This window comes from Catenovulum agarivorans YM01, from assembly GCF_000281085.1.
GTDB classification, from domain to species: Bacteria; Pseudomonadota; Gammaproteobacteria; order Enterobacterales; family Alteromonadaceae; genus Catenovulum; species Catenovulum agarivorans.
Window position 1 is genome coordinate 39,453 of sequence record NZ_JH767542.1, and the last position, 23,661, is coordinate 63,113.

Consider the following 23,661-nt stretch of genomic DNA (forward strand, 5'->3'; position numbering starts at 1 on the left):
CATCAATCTATTGCTGATGCATTGAATAAAGATGTTTTAGAAAACTGGAATGGTCATGGTTCAATTGGTGCTTTGGGGCAAACATACGTATACCGTGCGCTGAGCGATTATGGTTACGGTGATACAGCTTTTGGTATTTTCACCGCTGAAGGTTACCCAGGTTACAAATGGCAATTTGAAAAATTAAAAGCAACCACCTTATGGGAGCGCAAAGGGGTATGGGATCCTGAGTTAGATCCTGAAGGCAGAAACCCTGCAGGCCGTTCGTTAAATCACCCATTCCATAGTGGTTACGATGGTTGGTTTTACGAAGGTTTAGGTGGTATTCGTCCATTAGCGGATAACCCAGGTTACCAACACTTTGAGTTAGCGCCTGTATTTGTTAAAGGTTTAGACTGGGTTGAAACCAGCTACAAAACTGGCTACGGCACTATAGTTAGTAACTGGCAGCGCAATGACGATACATTTGAGTGGCAATTTGAAGTGCCAAATAACTCTACCGCCAAAGTTTCATTGCCGGGTAAACCTACGCAAATTTATAAAACTGGCAAATACAGACTGAGTTTTAGTTTGTAGTAGTCTGAAATGCCTTACTCCATTGAGTAAGGCATTTAGCTATAGCTTACTGACCACTCTACCCTACAAACAATTATTTGCCCTTCCCCCACAAATTCTCAATGAGGATCTATTTATGCTTGATATAAATAAACTATTGCTTTCTGTAGCCTTATCATCCCAACTACTGGGCTGTAGCAATGTTACGATAGACGTTGAAAATAAGAGTAAACAAACAACCGAACAAACCCGTGATTATTTTGCTGAAAATGGTTTTGGCGAAGGCGTAGCAGTAGTCCAGCACCCAGCTGGTGAATATCGCAATGGCGTGACCTATGTCACTTACCAAGGCACCCAAGAAGATCCGTACGTCGCAGCTTACAATCACAGCAGTAAAGAATGGGTTGGCCCTATCAAAGCAGGCACCAGCATTTTAGGTAAAGACCCGAGCAAAAAAATTGACAGCCACGGAAAACCTACCATGTTGATTGATGACGCTGGTTATATTCATATATTTTACGGTGGTCATGGTGGTGTCACTGAAATTCATGGCGAAAATGCTTTTGGTAATTCTCATTCAGGAGAGAATAAACACTCGATATCGACTAAACCATATGATATTAGTAGCTGGCAAGATCTAGACAACATATCGCCATTTGGCACCTACAACCAAGCAATCAAAATGGACAATGGAGATATATATCTATTCTACCGCCACGGAGCGCACCGCAGTGACTGGGTGTATCAAAAATCAACAGATAACGGCCGTACCTTTGAAGCACCTGTTGCATTTTTAAAACATAAAAGACAAAACGATATGTTAGTGGATAGCTGGTACGCTTACGTATCAAAAGGATTAAACAACCAAATTGTTGTTGGTTTTGACTACCACTATTGTTGGGATAAAGACGCCCCTAGAAATAATCGAGGCGGCCACTCTACCGAACGTAAAAACCTGTACTACATGAGCTTTGATACCAAAACGAGTGATTGGCACAATGTTCACGGACAAAAACTCAATATACCGCTGACTAAAGAAAACGCCGATTTAACAACACTTGCTATCAATACTGGAGAAAAATGGACCTTCAATGGCACGACCAAAGTTGGCTCCCAAGGCAACCCACATATTTCTGCGTATATTGGAGACGATATTGGCTGGCAGATAGGCGGCCCTAAACATGCAACCTATTACAGATGGTCAGGCACTGAATGGATTGGCAATACTGACAGTGGTTTGCCAATTGGCCGTGGAGATTTCATTAGCACAAGTAATAGAGATGGATTGAATACTAGCATTCGTTTTTTATTGAGTGGCATTGATCCAACAACAGGAAAAACGGCAGTACGCTGGTGGCATAGTCAAAATGGTGGTACAACCTTTAGCCAAGGCGAACAGTTATTAACATTTAAAGAAGATTGGATAGACGCTCCACCAAAAGACAACAATCGACCAAAATCGTTGAGCAACCTAGACAGTCCAGGTTCTGCTGCAAGTTCATTTATCCGTAACGCCCACCCAGATGCTCGGATCATCATTGCCGAGAAACACGATGCAACCAATTACCGACGTATGTATTTAGTCGGTGATAACGGACCCGTTGTACGCAAGCAACAAAAATAATTTAATTGGCATTAGTTAATCTGAATTCTGGATAACTGATGCCAATTTATTTCACCAGCTGCAGTAAAAACTGCCTTCAATAATTTAGCCATAACTGGGTAGCAATTTCCTACTTTTCTGTCTCTACATATATAACCCAAATTAAAATTTGTAGACAAGAAAAATCATGTTTATCCAAAAACTTAAAACAATTTGTTTGCTACTAACATTTTGTATATTGCCAGCTTGCTCATTAGTTGGTGAAACAACTGACCCTGTAAGTAAACAGCCGCAGCAACTAAAAATAAACCAAGGCTTTGTAAACCCCATTGGCTTTTATGATGCAACGCCCAATTTTTCGTGGCAGTTGCCACAAATCGAGCAAAGTATTCAGCAAAGTCGTTATCAAATAGTGGTTGCATCTAACCCTGAGTTACTGCCAAACCAGCCAGATTTATGGGATAGCCAAGTTGTTACTAGCAATCAAACAACCTTTATTGATTATCAAGGTAAAGCACTTACTTCAAGGCAAAAGGTTTATTGGCAGGTCAAATATTGGGATCAACATGGTCAGCCTTCTAATTGGAGTGAAATCGCCCACTTCGAGCTTGGTTTGCTGTCTAACCAAGACTGGCAAGCACAATGGATTGAAATTGATAATCAACAGCCAATAAAGCTAAATAAATTTAAAACGCCTATCCATATACCGCAGCATTTACGCACAGAATTTGCGTCTAATAAAACCATCAATAAAGCGCGTTTGTACATTACTGCTAAAGGGGTATTTGAAGCTTTTATCAATGGTAAAAAAATCGGCGATGATATTTTAACTCCAGGTTATACGCCGTATAAAAAGCGCATAGAAACATTAACTTACGATGTAACCAATATGATAAACCAAGGCAAAAATGCCTTTGGTATTCAGCTAGCCGAAGGTTGGTATGCAGGCCGTTTCGGCCCAAAACGTCATTGGCATAAAAAGCTAGAGCTAACACCAAAAGTGCTGGCGCAACTTGAAATAGAATTTGTAGATGGCAGCAAACAACTGGTTATCACGGATAAAAATTGGTGCGCTACCCAAAATGGACCAGTTCGTACCTCTGGCTTGTACGATGGCGAGCGTTACGATGCTAACTTTGAACTCATTGATAATAAAACAGCTTGGCATCAAGTTGGCTATCCAACGTCAAGCTGGCAAGCGGTAAAAACAACCACACTTGAGCAAGATGTATTACTCACACCTAAACGTCACTTTACCTCAAAAAACAAAGAAGAATTACCCGCTCTCAGCGTCACAAAAGTCGCAGATAAATACATATTTGATCTTGGGCAAAACATGGTGGGTGTACCTCGGATAAAAATTCCAATGTTGAAAGGGCAAACGCTTAATTTACGTTTTGCCGAAGGTATAAATGCCGATGGTTCGCTATATACCAAAAATTTAGGCAGCGCCAAACAGCTAGACTTTTACACTGCTAAACAAGACGGCGTTGTAGAATGGCAGCCTCAGTTTACTTTTCACGGTTTTCGCTATGTCGAGATAAGTGGTTTTGATGAGAGCTATCAACCACAAACAAGCTGGGTGACTGGTATTGTGCAGTATACAGATTTTGCGCTTGCTGGTTCGTTTGTGAGTTCAAACAATCAGTTAAACCAATTGCAATCCAACATTGAATGGGGATTAAAAGGCAACTTTTTAGATATTCCAACCGATTGCCCACAACGCTCAGAGCGTTTAGGTTGGACAGGTGATGCACTCGCATTTGCTAATACCTCATTATTTGTCGCCGACAGCCATGCGTTTTGGGCCGCTTGGATGCAATCTATCCGCGAAGAGCAATTTGAAAATCATGGTGTGCCCGTGGTTGTGCCAAACGAAGTAGGCGAAATCGTGCAAGCTGGATGGTCAGACGCAGCGGTCACTATCCCTTGGGATGTTTATTGGCGCACAGGCGACACAGACATCCTTGCTGAGAATTACGATATGATGACCCGCTGGATAAAATATCACCAAGGTCAATTAAAAGATGGTATCAGTCACATGTGGACGGTTGGTGATTGGTTGCAACCCTACTCCACCATGCCAGATTCAAGACGCGGTGAAACCGACAATACCTTAATATCCAGCGCATTTTATGCACGCTCACTCGATTTGGTTGCACGAACTGCCAAAGTGTTGGGAAAACAGCAAGACTGGCAAGATTACCAAAGGTTATTTGAGCAAGCTAAACGCGACTTTCAACAACATTTTTTCGATGCAAACGGGCGGTTAAAAGTAGGTATACAAACGCAAACAGCCTACTTATTAGCTATTGGTTTTGATTTGCTTGATGCAGAAACCACCCAAAAAGCTGTGCCACATTTGTTGGCCCAATTTGACGCTGCGGGCGGACATTTACGCACAGGCTTTTTGGGTACCCCATTGATAGCGCCAGTGTTAGACAAAATTGGCAGAGCCGATGTGGCATTAGATTTAGTCTTTAAACAAAGTTATCCATCTTGGTTATATTCTGTAAGCCAAGGGGCAACCACAATGTGGGAGCGCTGGGATGGCTTTACTTTTGACAAAGGCTACGCCAAAAAAGCAGGCTCACTTAACCACTATGCGTATGGCGCAATCGGCCAATGGTTATATGACCGTTTGGCTGGTATTAGCCCATTAACTGCGGGTTATCAAAATATACGTATCGCGCCAATTGTCACCGAACATCTATCGTTTGTTGAGGCAAGTTATCAATCACCTCATGGTTTAATTAGCTCAAAATGGCAGCTTAACAGCAGCACAGTCACGTTAGACATTGTTATTCCGGCCAATACCACAGCACAGGTAGAAATACCCACCCACATATTTAACAAACAAGAGCAGAACAAAGCTTCGCGCACAACAAAATTGACGGGTGACGTTTCTTTAAACGGCCAGCCTATAAAACAATCGCTTCCCAGCAATAACCAGCTAACGTTGACAGCAGGCAAGTACAAAATCGAAGTGAAAAGATAGATTATGAACTAAAATGATTTGAAGATACGAAATTTCAACATCGCCAATCAACTTGGCGATGTAACCAGCATTTGTAAAACTTATTAGAGAAGAATATGAAAAAACTAAATCTGTTGTTGGCAGCGTTCGCGTTATTGGCTCAACCAATTTCTGCAGAAATTATCTGGTCAGCAGACCCAAATAAAAGCACCAATGTAAATGACTATTTTAAACGCTTTGACGATGGTAACTATCCGCAAGACTACTGTGTGAAAAAGGGCGATGAAAAAGGTGTTCCTTCATCAACGGTGAGCGTAGTTAACGATGCTAAATACGGTCAGGTTTGGAAAATTAACAAACCTATTGGTAGAAAACGCGGTGAGTTTGCTAGATTTGAAGGGAAAATAAATTCATTATCGCCAAAAGAAGGGGATGATATTTACATTGCGTGGAATTGGAAAATAGACACGGTTGACGGTGCAAAAATTGATAAAGAAACCACGGTATTTCAATGGAAATCGGCAGCGCCTCACAACCAAAACTATCCAATTAATATGGAATACGATGGCGACTTAACCTTAAACGCTTGGGGCCCAGATTATATTGGCACCAAAAGTTATGCTGCTCGCCGCACGGTTTTGTGGCGAAAAGCAATACCACAAAATGAGTGGGTCTCTTTTATTGTGCGAATTAAAGTGCACAAAGATGACTTTGGCGGCTTAGTAGAATTTTGGTTTAACGGCGAAAAACAGCAGCTGGATAATCTTGAATCGAAAAAATACCAAGTTAAATTATCTGGCGATAAAACAACCATGTACCACCGCACCAATGATGGCAAATTCGTCTATCCTAAATGGGGTGCATACAACAAAAAATCGTGCAAATATGACATAAATGCTTATTTTCATGATATGAAGGTAGGCACAAGTTTACAGTCGGTTTTATCAGGTAATGGCAAATAGCAATCAAATAATAGATTTTTGGTTTAATGAATTAGAACCTAAACAGTGGTGGCAAAAAGACTCAGGGTTTGACCGCTTGATTCAAACCCGTTTTGGCGATTTACATAACCAAGCCAAAGCGGGCGAGTTATTTAGTTGGCGAGCTACAGCGCTAGGTAGTTTAGCGGAAATCATTACTCTGGATCAGTTTTCACGCAATATATATCGAGACCAGCCTGAAGCATTCGCCAGCGATGCAATGGCATTAGCCCTAGCTCAATTCGCAATATCACAGCAATTCGACCAACAGCTGTCATCAACTCAGCAAGCTTTTTTATATATGCCATTTATGCACAGCGAATCAAAGTTGATACATGTTGAAGCAGTTAAGTTATTTGAAGCCGCTGGTTTGACCAATAATTTAGAGTTTGAATTACAGCATAAAAACATCATAGATAAATTTGGCCGCTACCCGCATAGAAATAAAATACTTGGCCGAGAATCTACAAAAGAAGAAATTGAATTTCTCAAACAACCAAACTCTAGTTTTTAGTGCTGTCGCGAATTGCGGGCTAACGATGATATACTCCTACAATTAATTGCAAAGTGATAGATTAACAAGGAGACACTGGGTTGTGATTATTGGAGCTGAAAATCAACATTTAGAATTTAAGCTACAGCTTACTGATAAGCTTGATTTTGAGAAAGAGATAATCGCATTTTTGAATCTGAGAGAAGGCGGCATTGTCTATATCGGTGTTGCCGACAACGGTGAAGTTATCGGCTTAACCAACCCAGATCAACTTCAACTAAAAATTAAAGACAGAATCAAAAATAATATTCATCCTTCTACTATGGGCTTATTTGATGTGTTGCTTGAGCAGCATCAAGATAAAACAATTATAAAAATTGTCATAGCTGGGGGCTCTGAAAAGCCTTACTACCTAGTTAAAAATGGCATGACCCCAAAAGGATGTTTTATTCGTATCGGTAGTGCTTGTGAACAAATGCCAGCCGATATGATTGAAAGTTTTTTTGCAAAACGAGTGCGCAATTCAATTGGCAATATCACTTCACGTTATCAAGATTTAACCTTTGAACAACTTAAGATCTATTACCATGAATCGAGCTACACAGTTAACGAGCAATTTACTAAAAATTTAGAGCTACTCACGCAAGACGGCAAAATGAACTACGCAGCCTACTTGCTTTCCGACAAAAATGGTTGCTCGATCAAAGTCGGCAAATACAGTGGAACAGACCGCGTTAATTTGATTGAAAATGAAGAATACGGGTACTGCTGTTTAGTAAAAGCAACCAAAGCAATTCTAGATAAATTGAACATAGAAAACCGCACATTTACCCAAATTACGGCTAAAGAAAGATTAGAGCGGAGAATGCTAAATCCGGTCGCTCTTAGAGAAGCTGTTATAAACGCTATTGTGCACAATGATTTCACCCGCGAAATTCCGCCAAAGTTTGAATTATTCAGCGACCGTTTGGAAATAACCTCAGCAGGCAGTATTCCAGCAGGCTTGAGTCAAGAAGAGTTTTTTATGGGTTATTCTATCCCTCAAAATAAAGAGCTGATGCGAGTATTTAAAGATTTAGACATAGTCGAACAAATGGGTTCTGGTATTCAGCGCATTTTAGCAGTTTACCCGCAAAGTATTTATCAATTTAGTCGGAACTTCATTCGAGTAACCTTACCTTATTCTGCTGGTTTTATTGATTCACAACAGCTTACCCCGCAAGCTACCCCGCAAGCTACCCCGCAAGCTACCCCGCAAGTTGAAAGCAATGAAGATAAAGTATTAGCATTCTGTCAAAGTGCAAAATCTCGCTCCGAAATTCAAGAACATTTAGGATTAAAAGACAGAGAATACTTTAGACGACACATACTGCTTCCTTTGATTGACGCTGGAAAATTAACATTAACACTTCCTGAAAAACCAACTAGTCCGAAGCAAAAATTTATTACAGTGCAAAACAATCAAGACAAAAACAAGGAACTTTAATGCCACAAATCAATTTTGTTGTTCCGATATTATTAAACGCTATGCTAACGAATTAGGTATAATATTTTATATACATTCCTTAGGGCTGCGGCACAATATGACCGACAATATCAATTACCACAATAACCCACTGCACGGCGTTAGCTTAAAGCAGCTATTAACAGAATTAGTAGAGCAATATGGATTTGAAATACTTTACGCTTATCTCAGCATTAATTGCTTTAAAACTAATGCCAGCATCGCCTCCAGCACTAAATTTTTACAAAAAACAGATTGGGCGCGTGAAAAAGTTGAAGCTTTTTATCTCTATCAATATAAAAATTTACCGCGTGCATCGGCAGAGCAGTTTGAGTTACCTCCTCGTGAGCGGATAGTGCCAGACAATCAACAACCTCGCGAACCGGCTGAACTTAGCTTTTCTGATGCGAAACGATTAAAGCAAAAACGAGCTGAAAAACACCAGCAAAGACAAAACAATCGAAAAAAGCAGCCTTCGAGATCTTCGCGGAATAAACAAAAAACAAACTCAGATCCATGGGCCAATTGTTCGTAAGTAAAAAATTGCTCAAATACACTTGACTCTGTACCTAGGTACAGAGGCTAACATAGGTAATGTCATGAAAGAGAATACTCCAATTACCATAGGTGTGCTGGCAAAATCAGCGAATGTAGGTGTAGAAACCATACGTTATTACCAACGAAAAGAAATTATTCGTCAACCGGAAAAAACGAATGGTTTCCGCCGTTATTCGAATGAAGATATTCGCACCGTCCGTTTAGTAAAAAAGCTGCAAACTTTGGGCTTTTCGCTAGATGAAATTAAGGAGTTTCTTGTATTTGACAGAAGTTGCAGTAAATCGCAAAAAGTCGTTAAGCAAAAATCGCTGGCCAAAATTCAAGAATTAAATCAAAAAATTGTTGAATTACAGGCAACAGTTAAAGCATTAGAAACTTTTTCTGAAGGTTGTGGCTGCAGTAGCGAATCGGCAAGTTGCGAGTTGTTGCAATGCTTTGAAAACGAATGGAAATGCTGCGGCAGTTCTATTTAAATTCGGTTTTTTACCTAGCAGGAGAATGATGATGAGCGAGTCATGTAAATGTTGTGAAGAAAACACCCAGGTTAACCAATGCTGTTGCAATACCGAAAGTTGCAAATGTGATGAGGTATGTGCGTGTGGTGATTGTTGCGCTGAGTCAGATTGCTGTAAATAAGCTTTATATCCAAACGACTTGGATTTAAAGGCCTCCAACTTACGCTGGAGGCCTTTTTGTTATAACAGGGCTAAGTTTAGTTACACACCACGTAATGCGCCGTCTTGCCATAAATATAAACGTTGGGCGTCGCCACGTCTGATGCTCAAAACAACTGCAACCGTATTGCCTGATTTATCTTTAACAGCTTCCATCATAATGCGCGCTTTACTTAAGCTAAATTGATCTTTGTCCACCTGCCAATCGTGGCCATTGCTACTTGTAGCAGTTGCAAACACACTATTTCCTTTAGCATCTTTGTAAACAACAACCGCATTATTGCTCTGTTTAGAATCACCCAAAGCTTCTAGGCTAACAATTTTTGTAATTTCTTTATTGTTGGCGTCACGCAATGTGCGTTTAGTCGTGCCAGGCATTGGTTGACTATGCACCCACTGACCATTGTTGTACGACACCATGCGCATCTCACGATAGTCTTTGGTACGCGCTTGATACGCCACAGCAGGTCTACCATCTTTTAACAGTAATGGATCTGTACCAAATGGCGTTTCTTCCCTTTGAGTGGTATCAAATGCAAGTGTTTTTTGATTGGCAATATCTAGCGTTATCGGCAAAGGTAATTTTTCACCTTGTGCGTTATAAAAGTCGCCTGTGATTGTATCCAACTTCATGTAATAAACATTTACCCGTGCATAGGTTGTTTTGTCGTGATACTCCAAAAAGTTACACTCATGCCACAAAGAACTAATAGCAATTTCAGTGTCGGAAACACGCAAAGGTTTTATATAGAAGGTATCAACATTAATTGGGTTATGTTGCTGTGGTACTGGCCAAGTGAAAATCACTGGCTTTTCAAATCGGCTTTGTCCTGCAGGCATTTTGTAATAAACCCAAGGTGATTTATGCGTTCCAGCGCGAGTGAACAAGAAGATATCACCATTAGCCATTTTTTCACTAGCTGTGTACGAAGCAAACGGCGTAATATCATCTACATAAACAAACTTACTAATGTCATACGGTTTTTCCGACATTACATGCAACATTCTGCCTCCAGCGTGCGGCGTATCGATAGACATAGGGTTTAAACCGTCTTCACGCTCACCACCATGACCACCATAAATAAGATGCAAATGCCCTTTGCTGTCTATTTCTATTATTGGTCGACCATGGCTATCAATTTTTCTGTCACCCTTTGATAAAGTGCTTTCAGCCGCTTTATACGGACCTTCCCACTGCTTTGTAACCATATCAAAACTAGCAATGTAAGGGTCGGTTAACTCACCTTGATAAGTAATATAAATTTTGTTGCCAACTACATCATGCCAGCCAGCGTGCGGATTGCCTTCTAAGTTATCGGAAAAATAATCGGCTGGTAATGCAGGCAATTTATCCGGCAAAGGTTTTTTCGGCCCCAACTGCTCAGGCCGCATTTCATAAATGTCGTGAAAACCTTTGCCTTTTTTGTATGTATTATAAATAGGCTGATACTCAGGGTATTGGCCATATAGATATTGGTCGATACGCCAGCGCCAATACTCAGCACTTTCGCTATCACCAGGTTTTACCTGAGCCTGCAAAGTCGCAAATACTTTGTCTTTAGTTGAATATTTAGCAATTAATGCGCTGCGTTGAGCCAAAAATTCTTGTTCGCTCAAATCTGTTACCGTAGTTTCAGAGTTTGAAGAAGAACATGCATTTAATAGTGCTATTGAGCTACCAATTAAAGCTGCTAATACTGTTTTTCGTTTTATAAATTTCATATTGCTACCTATAGTGCTAACCAGCTAAAGCTAATTTTGATCTATCTACATAACAGCTAATTCTAGCGTATTATTTTCACTTTCACTTAAAAGATACCAAATTCAATCAAATTAATACCCAAGTATTCGATTTTTTATAATTATTAATCAACAGACCCTAAATAACAGGTATCAGTTTGCTACTTTTCGACCTTTTTTAAATATACGAATCAAGCTATACATGAAACATAGGTGACAAATGAACATAAAACGAATAACAACTTGCACTTTGCTGATGTTACTAACGGGAATAACGTCCAACAGTTTAGCGACAGAGCTCTCACCAGAAGCTTTTAAGCAACCAGCAAAAAATTATTTACCCAAAACTTGGATGCATGCAATGAATGGCAACTTGAGCAAACCAGGATTTAGTGGGGACTTTAAAGCCATGAAAGATGCAGGCATTGGCGGCGCTATTTTCTTTCATGTGCATAGGCGCGACAAAAACTATTCGTCTAGAGGCCCCATTCGTTTTGGCACTGATGAATTTTTTGACCATTTAGTGCACGCGGCGGCAGAAGCCGATAAAAATGACATTGAATTTGGCATACACAATGCCGATGGCTGGACCTCAAGCGGCGGCCCTTGGATTACGCCTGAAATGTCAATGAAGCGTATTACTTGGTCGGAATTAGCAGTTGAAGGCGGTAAAAATCTTATTCCACCAAAACCAGGCTTTTATGAAGGCTTGTATCGAGATGTGGCTGTGATTGCCTTACCGGCCAATAAATACAATCAAAGTAATGCGTTTGCTAATGCAAAAATTACCAGCTCAAATCCAAACTTAGACACCTCAGTATTAAAAGATAAAGATTGGGACACTGTATTTAATTTTAGCGACCAGCAAAATCGTGACAGCTGGGATACCCCAAAGACTGAGAATAACAACCAAGACAATAAATATTGGCTGCAAGTAGAGCTTACTGAGGCTACCACTTTACGCAGCCTGCATATTGAAACCCCCAATCGCCATGGTGATGCGGCGCTGCAAATATCAAACGACGGGGTAAACTTTACCACTGTAGTAGAAAAACTCAGAAAACCACGTCCTGGTGCGCGGTTATGGGCGTATAGCCCACAGCTGGTTGATGATAAAAACGATGGCTACACAGCCAAATATTTCCGCTTAGTATTCAACAAACCCATCACCATCAAACGCTTCGATTTATGGTCAATCCCTCGCTTTAATGATTGGTATTCAATGAACTCGATGGAGCGCGGAAAACTCAGTTTAGCACCAACAATAGCAACAGATGCCATTACCAAAGCAAGTGATGTGATTGTTTTAAACCGGGGCGAAATACCTAAAGAAGGGGTTAAATTACCCGAAGGCAACTGGCGCGTATTGCGTTTTGGTTATACAAGTACTGGCGCGTTTAATGTGCCAGCCACAGTCGAAGGTGAAGGATTAGAAGTTGATAAATTTGATGCTCAAGCATTACGTTTTCATTTTGAGCAATACGTTGGCAAGCTAGTTGACAAAGCCAAAGCTAAAGGCATTCAATCATTGAAGACGACTGAAATTGACAGCTATGAAGTTGGTGGACAAAACTGGACGCAAAATGTCGACCTAAGCTTTAAAGCCAAATTCAACTACGACTTTATTCCTTGGTTACCTTTAATGACAGGTCGGGTAATTGAATCGCCAGAACACACAGGCGGTATCTTGCAAGAATTTCGCCAGCACCTATCCGATTTAATGGTAGAAAACTATTTTGGTGAATTTACGCGTATCTCAAACGAATATGGCTTAGAAGCTTATATCGAACCTTATGGCTGGGGACCATTTGATGAATTGGCATCAGGTGGTAAAGCAGACAGATTAATGGGCGAATTTTGGGTGAAATCGCCATTTGGCAAGAACAAAAAATATCATGGCCGCACCAGTGCTGCGATTTCATCTGGCCATATCTATGGTAAAAACATTATCTCAGCCGAATCTTTCACCTCAATCAATGTCGTTCATTGGTCAGGCCACCCTTATTATTATAAACACCATGGCGACCATATGTGGACACGTGGTATCAACGAAACCATGTTCCACCGTTTTGCCCACCAGCCAAATAACCACATAAAACCTGGCATGACTATGGACTCGATTGGTTCGCATTTCGATCGAACCCAAACCTGGTGGTACAACGGCGGTGTTGAATGGTTTAAATATTTAGCCCGTGGTTCGTATTTATTGCAGCAAGGTGTCCCGGATGCCGATTTTTTAGTGCATGTGGGTGATGTCGCGCCAGTACGTGGTGGTAGCTCAGTTCAAGTACCTGCAGGTTTTAAATATGACTTGGTCAATAGTGATGTATTACTTAATCGTATGAGTGTGAAAGATGGTTATTTAGTCTTACCTGAAGGCACCCGCTATCGCGCTTTGTATCTAAACACAACGAACTATATGCATTTTAAAACACTAAAACGCATTGCAGAATTAGTTGCAGCTGGCGCAACTGTGATTGGTGAAAAACCGCAAAAAGTAATTGGTTATAGTGAGTGGCCGCATCAAGCAGAATTTAGCCGTATAGCTAATCAGCTTTGGGGCAATGAAAATGACGCGGTTACAGCATACAAAAAAGGTCTAGTGAGCAGTTACAACCTAGAGGACTCTATAACTCAGCTTGGTTTTCAGCCAGATCTAATCATTGATGGCCAGCCGATGGAACACTTTGCCAAACGCCGTATTGGCGAAAATACCTTGTATTTTTTCCACAACGAATTTGCTCAAGTAAAACAAGTTAATCTTGATATTCGTGATGGTGATGGCATTGCTGAAATCTGGAATATTGATGATGGTAGTATTGAAAAAATCAGTCAATTTAGCCATGAAGGTACTCGGTTAAAAACTTCGCTAGTACTCGAACCACACGCAAGCCGTTTTGTTCTTATTCGCCGCGATAACAACAAAGTTGATTACACAGGTACGCATTCAACTTTAGTTAACGACATATACAGCCAAACAGCTAACAAATCACAAACTTTAACTGGCAATTGGGCTGTTGAATTCGATCGACAATGGGCGGGTCCTGGCAAAACCATATTTACCGGTTTGACCGATTGGGTAAATCATAGTGATGAAGGCATCAAGTATTATTCTGGCACAGCAGTGTACAGCAAACCCTTTAATGTCTCAGCTGAAGATATCGCTTCGTCCGAGCACATCTATTTAGATTTAGGCGAAGTGCAACAAATTGCTGAAGTCAGCATTAATGGTGTGAACTTAAAAACCTTGTGGAAACCACCGTTTGCACTGGATATAAAGTCGGCAGTTCAAGCTGGTTTTAATGAGTTACAGATAAAAGTAACCAATACCTGGGTTAATCGATTAATTGGTGACGAAGCATTGCCAGATACCAGCGGCTATCAGATGACAGGTGATACTGTGCCATGGTTAAATGCCAATCAAAAACCGCCAAAAAGCCAAAGAGTCACCTTTACTGGCTACAATTTCTTTAGCAAAGAATCAGCCAAGAAACTACAAACTTCAGGTTTATTAGGGCCTGTACGCATCATTCATCTGTAAACTCTTACCGTTGGTTTAACGCGAGCTCTTACGGAGAACCTTTGGCCTTAGCAAATGTTAAGGCCAGCTCTGTTAGTAGGCGGTAAATACAGAACAAGCTTTAACAATTTCAGTTCTTACATGGTGTTTATCGCTAAACAACGCGCACATAGAGCGTAAAACTTCAACGAATGTTGACTAGGAAGGAGAGTTTATCAGTTTTCACTGCAAGGGCCATTCTATCAAACACTCACTTCCACTCAATATCAGTCTATATCAACTATTTTTTACACTCTCTGGCTTGCCGTTATTTAATTCAATGCTGTATAGTGCTACTTAATATCAAAATTTTAACAAATGGTTAATGTAGGTTGAACTTTGCTTTCAAACAAACCCGAACCGAAACAACAATTAAACACTCAAGCTAGCGAGGTCGCGCGAGTATCGGAGTTTAAAAAATTATTTGAAGCTGATAAAAATCGGCTATACACCTATATCTACGCTTTTGTATCAAACCAAGCTATCGCCGATGATATTTTTCAAGAAACCAGTTTGACCTTGTGGCAAGAGTTCGAAAAATTTGAATTGGGCACCAACTTTTCTAAATGGGCGAATGTAATAGCATTTAATCGAGTTCGTCATCACCGCCAAGCCAACAAAAAATATCAACTAGGTTTAAGTGATGATTTTTTGCAAGAGTTTAGTAATAACATAGCAATATTGGAAAGCCAGTACGGCACACAAGAACAAAAATGGCGTTATCTAGAACATTGCCGTTCTTTATTGTCAGACCCACTCAAACAAATTTATCACAATTTTTACGTTGAAAACCTAACCGCCCAAGATCTTGCAGATAAAACGGGTCGGTCAATTCACGCTATCCGTAAATCCGTTTTTAAATTACGTAAAAAATTGTACGACTGTGTAGAGAAAAAAGTACAAGAGGCAGAGCATGAGCACAAGTGACAAATTCCCAGAAGTAAGAGATATTGCTGATGCGGTGTGTTCAGACTGCGCGACCAATGAGCAACTTGTACAACTTGAAACACTGCTTACAGGTAATTACGAAGCGCAAGAGTTTTACTACGACTATCTAAGCATGCATATGCAGCTTAAATCGCCGGCCGATAACAATATGGAGTTTATCTACCGTCGTATTTCTGAAGAGTTTGTTGTCCGTCCAAAAGACACACCGCCGCCAAATCACGGCAATAATACTTTTGACCACGAGCAAGAAGATCCAGATTACTTTCGCATTAAAAAAAGAGTCATTTTCTTTGGACTGCTTGTGATTATCAGCATCATTGTAAGTATATGGTGGTATGCAACTCGCAGCGCAACCAGCCATATTGCTCAAGTCATTGATGGCGTGGTCATCCCAATGGGGCGGCACGCGGATATGCAAGGTGATTATCTATTTACTGGTGATTACCGAATTGAACAAGATGCCACACTTGAAATGACCGATGGCCGCCTGCTGCATCTAACTAAAGACTCCATTATTAAACTATTTAACCACGATGAAATTAGGCTAAAACTGGGTAAAATTACCATTGAACCTGGTGAGAACAAAAAGCTGATTTTGCACGCTAAAAAGGGCATTCTGCATCCAAATGGTAATGGGCTAATATTTGATTTAACCCACAGCGCTCCAAGGCTAACAACAGGTGAAAATACCGGCATAACACCGCTGCGCTGGCGACCAAAACATTATTGGGGTTTTAACGACAAGGGTGATCGAGTATTCGACTCAGCAGGTAATGCCCATGGCATACCAGCTACAGGCGCTAAAAGAATCAAAGGGCTAGTTGGCCAAGGTGCGTTTATGTTTGATAATAGCGAAAACGCACGCATAGAGCTTGGCAGTGGCGGTGGCACAGCACCTGGCACGGGCACGTTTGCAGTAAATGATGGTGTCACAATTGAAGCGCTCATTAAGCCAAATTACTCAGGGAAATTTGGCGAAATAGATGAAATATTCCGCAAAGACCATGGCGACAAAGACTTACGAATCACGCTAAGCTTTCAGAACGACCGCGGTAAGAGCTTTCTAAGACCGAATGGAGAATATCAACAAAGTTTAAGTTTTGGCCTGTTTATCTTGGGGCAAGGTTATCACGAACTCAAACTCCCGCTTGATGGTAAAGAGGGTAGGCCAAGCTTAACAGATTTAACCGATGGTAATTTTCATCATGTTGTTGCTACTTACAATGTGCAAACAGGGTTAAAAGCCATGTATATCAATGGCAAACGCTTGGCGTCTTATCAATATCCTGTTGGTTCTAAAATACTATCAGGCGGTCCAGGTTTAGCCGCAATCGGTAATAACCCAGCTAAAGAAAGATGGCACAAAGAAGCCTTTGCAGGTGTTATTGATGAAGTAGCCTTTTATGACTATGCACTGCCAGAATTTATGGTAAATCAACACCTTGAATATTATCAGCAAGGTAAAAACCTCATTGGTTTACCGCCAAGCGATCAAGCATTGCCACCAAGACCAAGATTAACTTTACCCAAAAACACCACATTTGAATTGGATTTCGTAACAGGCTTGCCAAGTCATATCATTCATAACCCCAATTCAAAGTAACTTTTAAACCGTCTCAAACTTTTTTGCCCCACACACAAAAAAGTTTGAGATTTAAGGGTATCAGTTTTTCATTTTCGCTGATTATCTTATTAGGCGATGTTTTTGCTTAACGCAAAATTAACTTGTTAGACATAACGACGAAAATGAACAAAACTAAAAATTCACGAGATTTAGCAAATGTTAGCTATTTGCTAAATACCTTTAAAATACTCCTATTGTTATTGCCTTGCTGGGCAATGGCACAAAATCAAGCCCCAAATGTTGTCTTGATAGTGGTCGACGATTTGGGTTGGGTTGATGTTGGCTATAACGACCACACAGGTGTTTTTCACACGCCAAACATTGACGCACTTGCAGCCAAAAGTGCGGTTTTTACCAACGCCTATGCAGGTGCTGCAAATTGTGCACCAAGCAGAGCCGTGCTAATGAGTGGTCAATATTCACCAAGGCATGGTGTCTATACGGTAAATTCATCAGAGCGAGGCAATGAAAAAACTCGCAAGATAATTCCTGAACCAAATACGCCGCTACTTGATGACAGCATAGTCACTATGGCAGAAATGTTTAAATCAAATGGTTATACAACAGGTACATTTGGTAAATGGCATTTAGGGGAAGACCCAAAAACACAAGGGTTTGATCACAATGTAGCAGGTTACACTGCAGGCCATCCAAACAGTTATTTTAGCCCGTACAATATGCCTCATCTAACTGATGGGCCTGATGGTGAATATTTACCAAACCGTATCACCAGCGAGTTAATTTCTTGGATAACTCAAGTAAAAGAGCAAGCATTTTTTGCATATGTGCCTTATTACACAGTGCATACACCCATTCAAGCAATTGAATCTGTTAAAGAAAAATACTTAAGCCATCCTCGTATTCGCGACAGCCGCCATGCAACTTATGCAGCTATGGTTGAGCTGATGGATATCAATATAGGTCGGATTGTCCGCAGCTTAGAGCAACAGAATCTAATGGATAATACTCTGCTTGTATTTACTTCGGACAATGGTGGTATTCGCGCAATCGCGCATCAAGACCCTCTGCGCGGTGGTAAAGGTAGTTACTATGAAGGTGGCGTGCGCGTACCGCTGGTTATTTCATGGCCTAAAAAAATCAAAGCGAAAATAGATGCAACCCCAGTAGTAAACGCTGATTTTTATCCAACATTTGCCAAATTGATTGGCGCAGACGTATCCAATCAAATACTTGATGGTGCCGATTTATCCGCATTGTTATTGGAAGAAAAGCCGCTTGCAACGCGTAATTTGTATTGGCACTTTCCTATTTATTTACAAGCCTATAGTCCAATAGCAGATCAAAACCGTGATCCGTTATTTCGCACACGCCCCGGCAGCAGCATGCGTCAAGGTAATTGGAAACTGCACCATTATTTCGAAGACAACAGTTACGAGTTATACAACTTAGAAAGTGACTTAGGTGAACATGTCAACTTAGCACCTTATCTACCAAACAAAGTGAAAGCTTTGGCAGCAGAAATGCAGTCTTGGCGCGAGTCTATTAACGCACCTGTACCAACTCAAGCTAACCCTAAATACGACGCAGAATTTACTGCCAAATACACAGAGCAAAGATTGCTTAAAACCAAAGGTAAAAAATAAAACATGCTGTTAAGTTTTAACCCGATAGAGGTCACTTCTGTGTTTAATAAAATTAAAAATGCACTTGTTGTCACCAGCTGCATTGTTGCGATTAGCGGTTGTGGCGCAACTTCGAATATCAATAAACCAGTCTTGCAAGCAACAAATAATTCAGCAAAGAATAAACCTAATGTTATCTATATTATTGTCGATGATTTAGGCATAGGTGACATTGAGCCTTATGGCCAACAGAAAATTCGTACCCCCAATCTACAACAACTGGCTAATGAAGGTTTAACCTTCAATCAACATTATGCTGGCAATACAGTGTGTGCACCTTCACGCGCCGCCTTAATGACAGGTCTACATTCAGGGCATAGTCAAATTCGCGGAAACTACGAGTTAGGGGATTTCACTGACGAGCGCGAGTTTGGCCAATTACCATTAAAACCGGGCACCACAACTTTAGGAACCGTGATGCAAGATGCAGGTTACAAAACCGCATTAATTGGTAAATGGGGCTTAGGTGGGCCAGGCTCTTATGGCACACCAAACAAACAAGGTTTTGATTATTTTTTTGGTTATCTAGATCAAAAACAAGCGCACAACCACTATCCGACTCACTTGTGGAAAAACGAACAATGGTTTGCCTTAAATAATGAATTTGTTCACCCTCACCAGTCTTTACCTGAAGGTGTCGACCCAAACGATCCAGAAAGTTATAAAGCATACTTGCGCGAAGACTTCGCGCAAGAGCGTCTAACACAAGATGCACTGCGTTATATTAAAGAAAACCAACACAATCCATTCTTTTTATATTTGGCATATGCAGGCCCGCATGCGGCGTTGCAAGCACCAGAAGATGAAATCGACAAATACCAATTTGACGAAACACCATACGGTGTCAAATCAGCCTATTTGCCGCAGCGTCGACCACGTGCTGCGCGTGCAGCAATGATAAGTCATATAGATCAAGGTGTTGGCCAAGTAAAAGCCTTGCTGGAAAAACTTGGCATTGCAGACAATACTTTAATCATTTTCACCAGTGACAATGGCCCAAGCAAAGAAGGCGGCGCAGACGTTGAATTTTTCGATAGCAATGGCGATTTTAGAGGTTACAAACGTGACCTCTACGAAGGCGGTATTCGCATGCCAACCATAGCATATTGGCCTGGCCAAATTGCACCTGGGCAAACAACCGATCATGCGTCAGCGTTTTGGGATGTATTACCTACATTAGCCGACTTGGCGAATGTACCGCTCACAACTAAAACAGATGGCATTTCCTTTTTGCCAACCTTGCTAAACAAACCAGGGCAACAAGAGCACGACAGCTTGTATTGGGAATTTCATCGCCCGAATGGATTTCACGCCCAGGCCGTTCGTATTCGTGACGAACAAAATGGTGATTGGAAAGCGGTGCGCTTTTTTAAACAAGGACAAAGAAAAAATCCACCAATTGAATTGTACAACCTGAAAAATGATCCATCAGAGCAGCAGAATATCGCGGCTCAACACCCTGATATTGTTCAGCAAGCAAAGGAACTGATGGAAACCTCACGCACTCAATCGTTTATCGATGCGTGGAATTTTGACTTTTGGCCAAACAACAAATTTTAAATAACTAACTCTCTTAATATAGGGTTCAATAAAGATGAAAAAAGCAACACCACTAACATGGCTTTATCAAAAAAGCGCTATGTTGATGTTATTGTTAGCTGGAGCACTGGCTATTACCAGCGCCAATGCTTCCGTTAGCAACAACACCAGACAAGAAATCAACTTTAATCACAACTGGAAGTTTAAACTAGGCGATCACAGCGCCTATAAAAACAAACAGCATAACGACAGCGGTTGGACTGTATTAGATGTACCACACGACTATATTTTTGAAGAAGGCGTCAGCAAAGACGGCTCGCAAAAACAATTTGGTGGTAACCATGGTGGTGGATTAGCTTGGTATCGCAAACACTTTGCATTTGACAACAACTGGCAAGGAAAACAAGTATTTATCCAATTTGACGGCGTATATATGAATAGTGAAGTGTGGCTAAATGGCCAGCTACTCGGTAATCGCCCATATGGATATATCAGCTTTCAATACGACATCACTGAACATCTAAACCGTGACAACAATGTAATTAGTGTGCGTGTTGATAATGAATTACAACCATCGGCACGTTGGTATCACCCAGGTGGTATTTATGCGCCTGTGCGCTTAGTTGTGGTAGACCCAACTCATATCAAGCACAACTCATTATTTATTCATACACCTGTTGTTGGCGAAAAAAGCACAGTACAAACAGAATTTGAACTGAGCAAAGCTGTTAAACGCATTGGTGACTATGACGTGCGTTACCGCGTTGTTGATCAAGAAGGTGCTGAAGTTTTAACTGGTAAATCAGCCTTGAAAAAGCTTAAGCAACAAGACAAGTACCAGTTTTCGTTTGAATTAACCAATGCAAAACTTTGGAACCCACATGCAGGTTACTTATACAACTTAAATGTTGAAATACTGCATAAAGGCAAAATAATCGACAGCGACAATAGCAATTTTGGTGTGCGTGATATTGCATGGAAAACCGAAACTGGTTTTTGGATTAATGGTAAAAACGTAAAAATTCAAGGTGTTTCAGAGCACTACGAAGGCGGCCCAGTTGGCGGCGCATGGACCAAACCATTATTACGTTGGAAACTACAACTGTTAAAAGACATGGGGGTTAACGCAGTGCGCCTTGGCCACAACCCTTACCCACCAATGTTTTACGAGTTAGCCGATGAACTTGGCATCATGTTAATGGACGAAATTTTTGACGGCTGGAAACAAAAAGCATTACACGACTACGGCGCACACCACTTTGATACATGGTGGAAAACCGACATTGAAGAATGGGTAACGCGGAACCGCAACCACCCTTCAATTATTATTTACAGCGTAGGTAACGAAACCCACGGCGAAATAGCGCCAGAGCTAGTAAAAGCTGTAAAAGAATTTGACCCAACAAGGTTTGTGACTTCTGGTTCAACCAATAAAGAAGGTATGGACGTAGTTGGTATTAACGGTGGCTCTGAAAGCAAAAGCTTCTTTAAACGTCGATTCGACCGCCCATTTGTTTCTACCGAAGCGCCACACACATGGCAAACTCGTGGTTATTACCGCACTCAAACTTGGTGGCGTGATGGTCCGAAAAGTGACACCTTCGATTTACCTAATTTAACTGACAAAGAAATTTTCTTTTACGATTGGAAAGATCCAAAAGACTGGGTAAACCAAAAACAACATTTAAACTCATCTTACGACAATGCAACCGTGCGTATTAATGCGCGTAAAAACTGGGAAATGGCGCGCGACTTACCACATCATGCGGGTCACTTCCGTTGGACAGGTTTCGACTACCACGGTGAAGCAGGTTTAGCCCATGGTGGTTGGCCGTTTATCGCCTTTATGGGTGGTGCTTTAGACTTAGCAGGCTTTAAAAAAGACCTATTCCATTTCTATCGTAGCCAATGGTTAGACGAGCCTTCATTGCACATATTGCCCAGTTGGACACATCCAACCATGAAACAAGGCACAAAAATTCCAGTTTGGGTTTACTCAAACCTAGACGAAGTTGAATTGTTCTTAAATGGCAAATCTTTAGGCAAAGACAAACCAGGCCTAAAAGCAGAAGACATGCAATGTGAGTGGATGGTGCCTTGGCAACCTGGCACATTAACGGCTGTTGGCTACAAAAATGGTCAAAAAGTTTTAGAACAAACTTTAAATACTGCAGGTGCACCTGTTGCATTAAGGCATCAAGTCGAAGTATTTGAAGCTGAATCTGGCTTTGACACGGCTAAAGTTATCTCAACAAAAACAGTTGATAAAAACCAAGAGTTTTACCCATATGGCGCACATAAGGTCTATTACCACTTCAGCGATGGGGTAAAAGTTAAAGCGTTGGAAAATGGTTCACCTTATGATCACACCAATCGAGTGCGAGCTAACTACCGCGAATTATTTATGGGTAAAACCCGTGCGTTTGTTGAGGTTAAATACCCACAAGCAATGGAATACGCAACCATAGGTGCCATTGTTGGTGACGAAGCATTACGTTTATCTAACCAAGTAAGCATAGACGTACAATACTTACCATTAACCGACAGCGCTCGTTATCAAATGCAACATGTAGAAGTTGTTTATGCAATTAACAATGCCTACGCAACCAAGATGCAAACTTACGACAAACCATTTACCGTTAAAAATGGCGACACTGTCTACGCTAAAGTTATGGTAAAAGGCAAAGTTTTGTTAGAGATGCAACAAAGCTTTGGTGATGGTGTTGGTATTTTTTGGGGTGATGAACACTCAGCTGATATGTGGATAGGTCGCGGCTTGTCGATGCAAGGTGAAGCGGCCGAATACAAAGGCAGTGCAGCAGCAGTAACAGACGCTCATGGCGTACATGGTGGTGGTTACTCAACCTTTAACGACAAAGAAGGTTCGTTGTATTGGTACCACGAAAACGATGGAGCTGAAGGTGTATACAAAGCTGTATTCCGCTACACCCACAACGATCAAAAAACCAAACGCCGCATTGCTATTTACATCAATAATGAAAAAGCGACTGAAATTGAATTTGAACCTACAGGAAGCTGGGACAGCAAATGGAGCGAACAAGCCATTGCTGAATTCACTTTAGTAAAAGGCGCTAATCATATTGAGTTTAGAACTATGGGTGAAAGTGGTCCGAACATTGACCAATTTGTTCTAGAGTAAACCGAAACTAAGCTTCACAAACTAAAAAGCCCGCTATCGTGAAGTGACTCCCAATAGTTGGACTATCCAATTACTGGGGGTCTTTTATGTCTAAATATCATCGA

At 41.0% G+C, this 23,661-nt stretch carries 15 protein-coding genes; 14 read left to right on the plus strand and 1 reads right to left on the minus strand.

Features of this window, described 5'->3' with window-relative positions; all coding sequences use genetic code 11:
* The 8 genes from WSC_RS25400 to WSC_RS0120225 all read left to right on the plus strand — a co-directional run.
* On the plus strand, window positions 1-576 hold a 576-nt coding region (locus WSC_RS25400), incomplete at its 5' end, for an alpha-L-rhamnosidase C-terminal domain-containing protein (RefSeq protein WP_040395314.1).
* Window positions 577-691: 115 nt separating this feature from the next.
* Entirely contained in the window at window positions 692-2,179 is a 1,488-nt protein-coding gene (locus WSC_RS0120195; protein WP_016957775.1) for a BNR-4 repeat-containing protein, read from the plus strand.
* Window positions 2,180-2,345: 166 nt separating this feature from the next.
* Complete coding sequence (locus tag WSC_RS23585; protein ID WP_016957776.1) at window positions 2,346-5,156, plus strand: alpha-L-rhamnosidase; 2,811 nt, start codon at window positions 2,346-2,348, stop codon at window positions 5,154-5,156.
* A 95-nt stretch (window positions 5,157-5,251) separates the two neighbouring features.
* Window positions 5,252-6,097: a heparin lyase I family protein gene (locus WSC_RS0120205; RefSeq protein ID WP_016957777.1), complete on the plus strand. Its 846-nt coding sequence runs from the start codon at window positions 5,252-5,254 to the stop codon at window positions 6,095-6,097.
* Window positions 6,087-6,629: a DUF924 family protein gene (locus WSC_RS0120210; RefSeq protein WP_016957778.1), complete on the plus strand. Its 543-nt coding sequence runs from the start codon at window positions 6,087-6,089 to the stop codon at window positions 6,627-6,629. The genes WSC_RS0120205 and WSC_RS0120210 overlap by 11 nt, the downstream gene beginning before the upstream one ends.
* 82 nt (window positions 6,630-6,711) lie before the next feature.
* Entirely contained in the window at window positions 6,712-8,094 is a 1,383-nt protein-coding gene (locus tag WSC_RS0120215; RefSeq protein WP_016957779.1) for an RNA-binding domain-containing protein, read from the plus strand.
* 97 nt (window positions 8,095-8,191) lie between these two features.
* Window positions 8,192-8,647 (plus strand): VF530 family protein, encoded by a 456-nt coding sequence (locus tag WSC_RS0120220; protein WP_016957780.1) that lies wholly within the window; start codon window positions 8,192-8,194, stop codon window positions 8,645-8,647.
* Window positions 8,648-8,711: 64 nt separating this feature from the next.
* Window positions 8,712-9,143, plus strand: coding sequence for a MerR family transcriptional regulator (locus tag WSC_RS0120225; RefSeq protein WP_016957781.1), 432 nt, complete (start codon window positions 8,712-8,714; stop codon window positions 9,141-9,143).
* Window positions 9,144-9,386: 243 nt separating this feature from the next.
* Here WSC_RS0120225 and WSC_RS0120230 read toward each other — a convergent pair whose 3' ends face one another.
* Complete coding sequence (locus tag WSC_RS0120230; protein WP_016957782.1) at window positions 9,387-11,066, minus strand: BNR-4 repeat-containing protein; 1,680 nt, start codon at window positions 11,064-11,066, stop codon at window positions 9,387-9,389.
* A gap of 238 nt (window positions 11,067-11,304) precedes the next feature.
* Between WSC_RS0120230 and WSC_RS0120235 the strand changes: the two genes are divergently transcribed.
* The 6 genes from WSC_RS0120235 to WSC_RS0120260 all read left to right on the plus strand — a co-directional run bounded on the left by WSC_RS0120235 (window position 11,305) and on the right by WSC_RS0120260 (window position 23,557).
* Window positions 11,305-14,625: a glycosyl hydrolase gene (locus tag WSC_RS0120235; RefSeq protein ID WP_016957783.1), complete on the plus strand. Its 3,321-nt coding sequence runs from the start codon at window positions 11,305-11,307 to the stop codon at window positions 14,623-14,625.
* A gap of 357 nt (window positions 14,626-14,982) precedes the next feature.
* The gene (locus WSC_RS0120240) at window positions 14,983-15,570 is read left to right on the plus strand and encodes a sigma-70 family RNA polymerase sigma factor (RefSeq protein WP_016957784.1); all 588 of its coding nucleotides are present in this window, start codon (window positions 14,983-14,985) and stop codon (window positions 15,568-15,570) included.
* Window positions 15,557-17,194, plus strand: coding sequence for a LamG domain-containing protein (locus tag WSC_RS0120245; RefSeq protein WP_016957785.1), 1,638 nt, complete (start codon window positions 15,557-15,559; stop codon window positions 17,192-17,194). The genes WSC_RS0120240 and WSC_RS0120245 overlap by 14 nt, the downstream gene beginning before the upstream one ends.
* 236 nt (window positions 17,195-17,430) lie before the next feature.
* Window positions 17,431-18,819 (plus strand): sulfatase, encoded by a 1,389-nt coding sequence (locus WSC_RS0120250; protein WP_237716341.1) that lies wholly within the window; start codon window positions 17,431-17,433, stop codon window positions 18,817-18,819.
* Between the two features lie 3 nt (window positions 18,820-18,822).
* Window positions 18,823-20,418 carry an arylsulfatase gene (locus WSC_RS0120255; RefSeq protein WP_016957787.1) on the plus strand — a complete coding sequence of 532 codons (1,596 nt, stop codon included), beginning with the start codon at window positions 18,823-18,825 and terminating at the stop codon, window positions 20,416-20,418.
* A gap of 34 nt (window positions 20,419-20,452) precedes the next feature.
* Window positions 20,453-23,557 (plus strand): glycoside hydrolase family 2 TIM barrel-domain containing protein, encoded by a 3,105-nt coding sequence (locus WSC_RS0120260; protein WP_016957788.1) that lies wholly within the window; start codon window positions 20,453-20,455, stop codon window positions 23,555-23,557.
* Window positions 23,558-23,661: the final 104 nt, after the last annotated feature.

Excerpts from the sequence above, each read along its gene's own strand:
- WSC_RS0120195 (WP_016957775.1), top strand. The coding sequence starts at position 692 with ATGCTTGATATAAATAAACTATTGCTTTCTGTAGCCTTATCATCCCAA.
- WSC_RS23585 (WP_016957776.1), top strand. The coding sequence starts at position 2,346 with ATGTTTATCCAAAAACTTAAAACAATTTGTTTGCTACTAACATTTTGT.
- WSC_RS0120205 (WP_016957777.1), top strand. The coding sequence starts at position 5,252 with ATGAAAAAACTAAATCTGTTGTTGGCAGCGTTCGCGTTATTGGCTCAA.
- WSC_RS0120210 (WP_016957778.1), top strand. The coding sequence starts at position 6,087 with ATGGCAAATAGCAATCAAATAATAGATTTTTGGTTTAATGAATTAGAA.
- WSC_RS0120220 (WP_016957780.1), top strand. The coding sequence starts at position 8,192 with ATGACCGACAATATCAATTACCACAATAACCCACTGCACGGCGTTAGC.
- WSC_RS0120225 (WP_016957781.1), top strand. The coding sequence starts at position 8,712 with ATGAAAGAGAATACTCCAATTACCATAGGTGTGCTGGCAAAATCAGCG.
- WSC_RS0120230 (WP_016957782.1), bottom strand. The coding sequence starts at position 11,066 with ATGAAATTTATAAAACGAAAAACAGTATTAGCAGCTTTAATTGGTAGC.
- WSC_RS0120235 (WP_016957783.1), top strand. The coding sequence starts at position 11,305 with ATGAACATAAAACGAATAACAACTTGCACTTTGCTGATGTTACTAACG.
- WSC_RS0120245 (WP_016957785.1), top strand. The coding sequence starts at position 15,557 with ATGAGCACAAGTGACAAATTCCCAGAAGTAAGAGATATTGCTGATGCG.
- WSC_RS0120250 (WP_237716341.1), top strand. The coding sequence starts at position 17,431 with ATGGCACAAAATCAAGCCCCAAATGTTGTCTTGATAGTGGTCGACGAT.
- WSC_RS0120255 (WP_016957787.1), top strand. The coding sequence starts at position 18,823 with ATGCTGTTAAGTTTTAACCCGATAGAGGTCACTTCTGTGTTTAATAAA.
- WSC_RS0120260 (WP_016957788.1), top strand. The coding sequence starts at position 20,453 with ATGAAAAAAGCAACACCACTAACATGGCTTTATCAAAAAAGCGCTATG.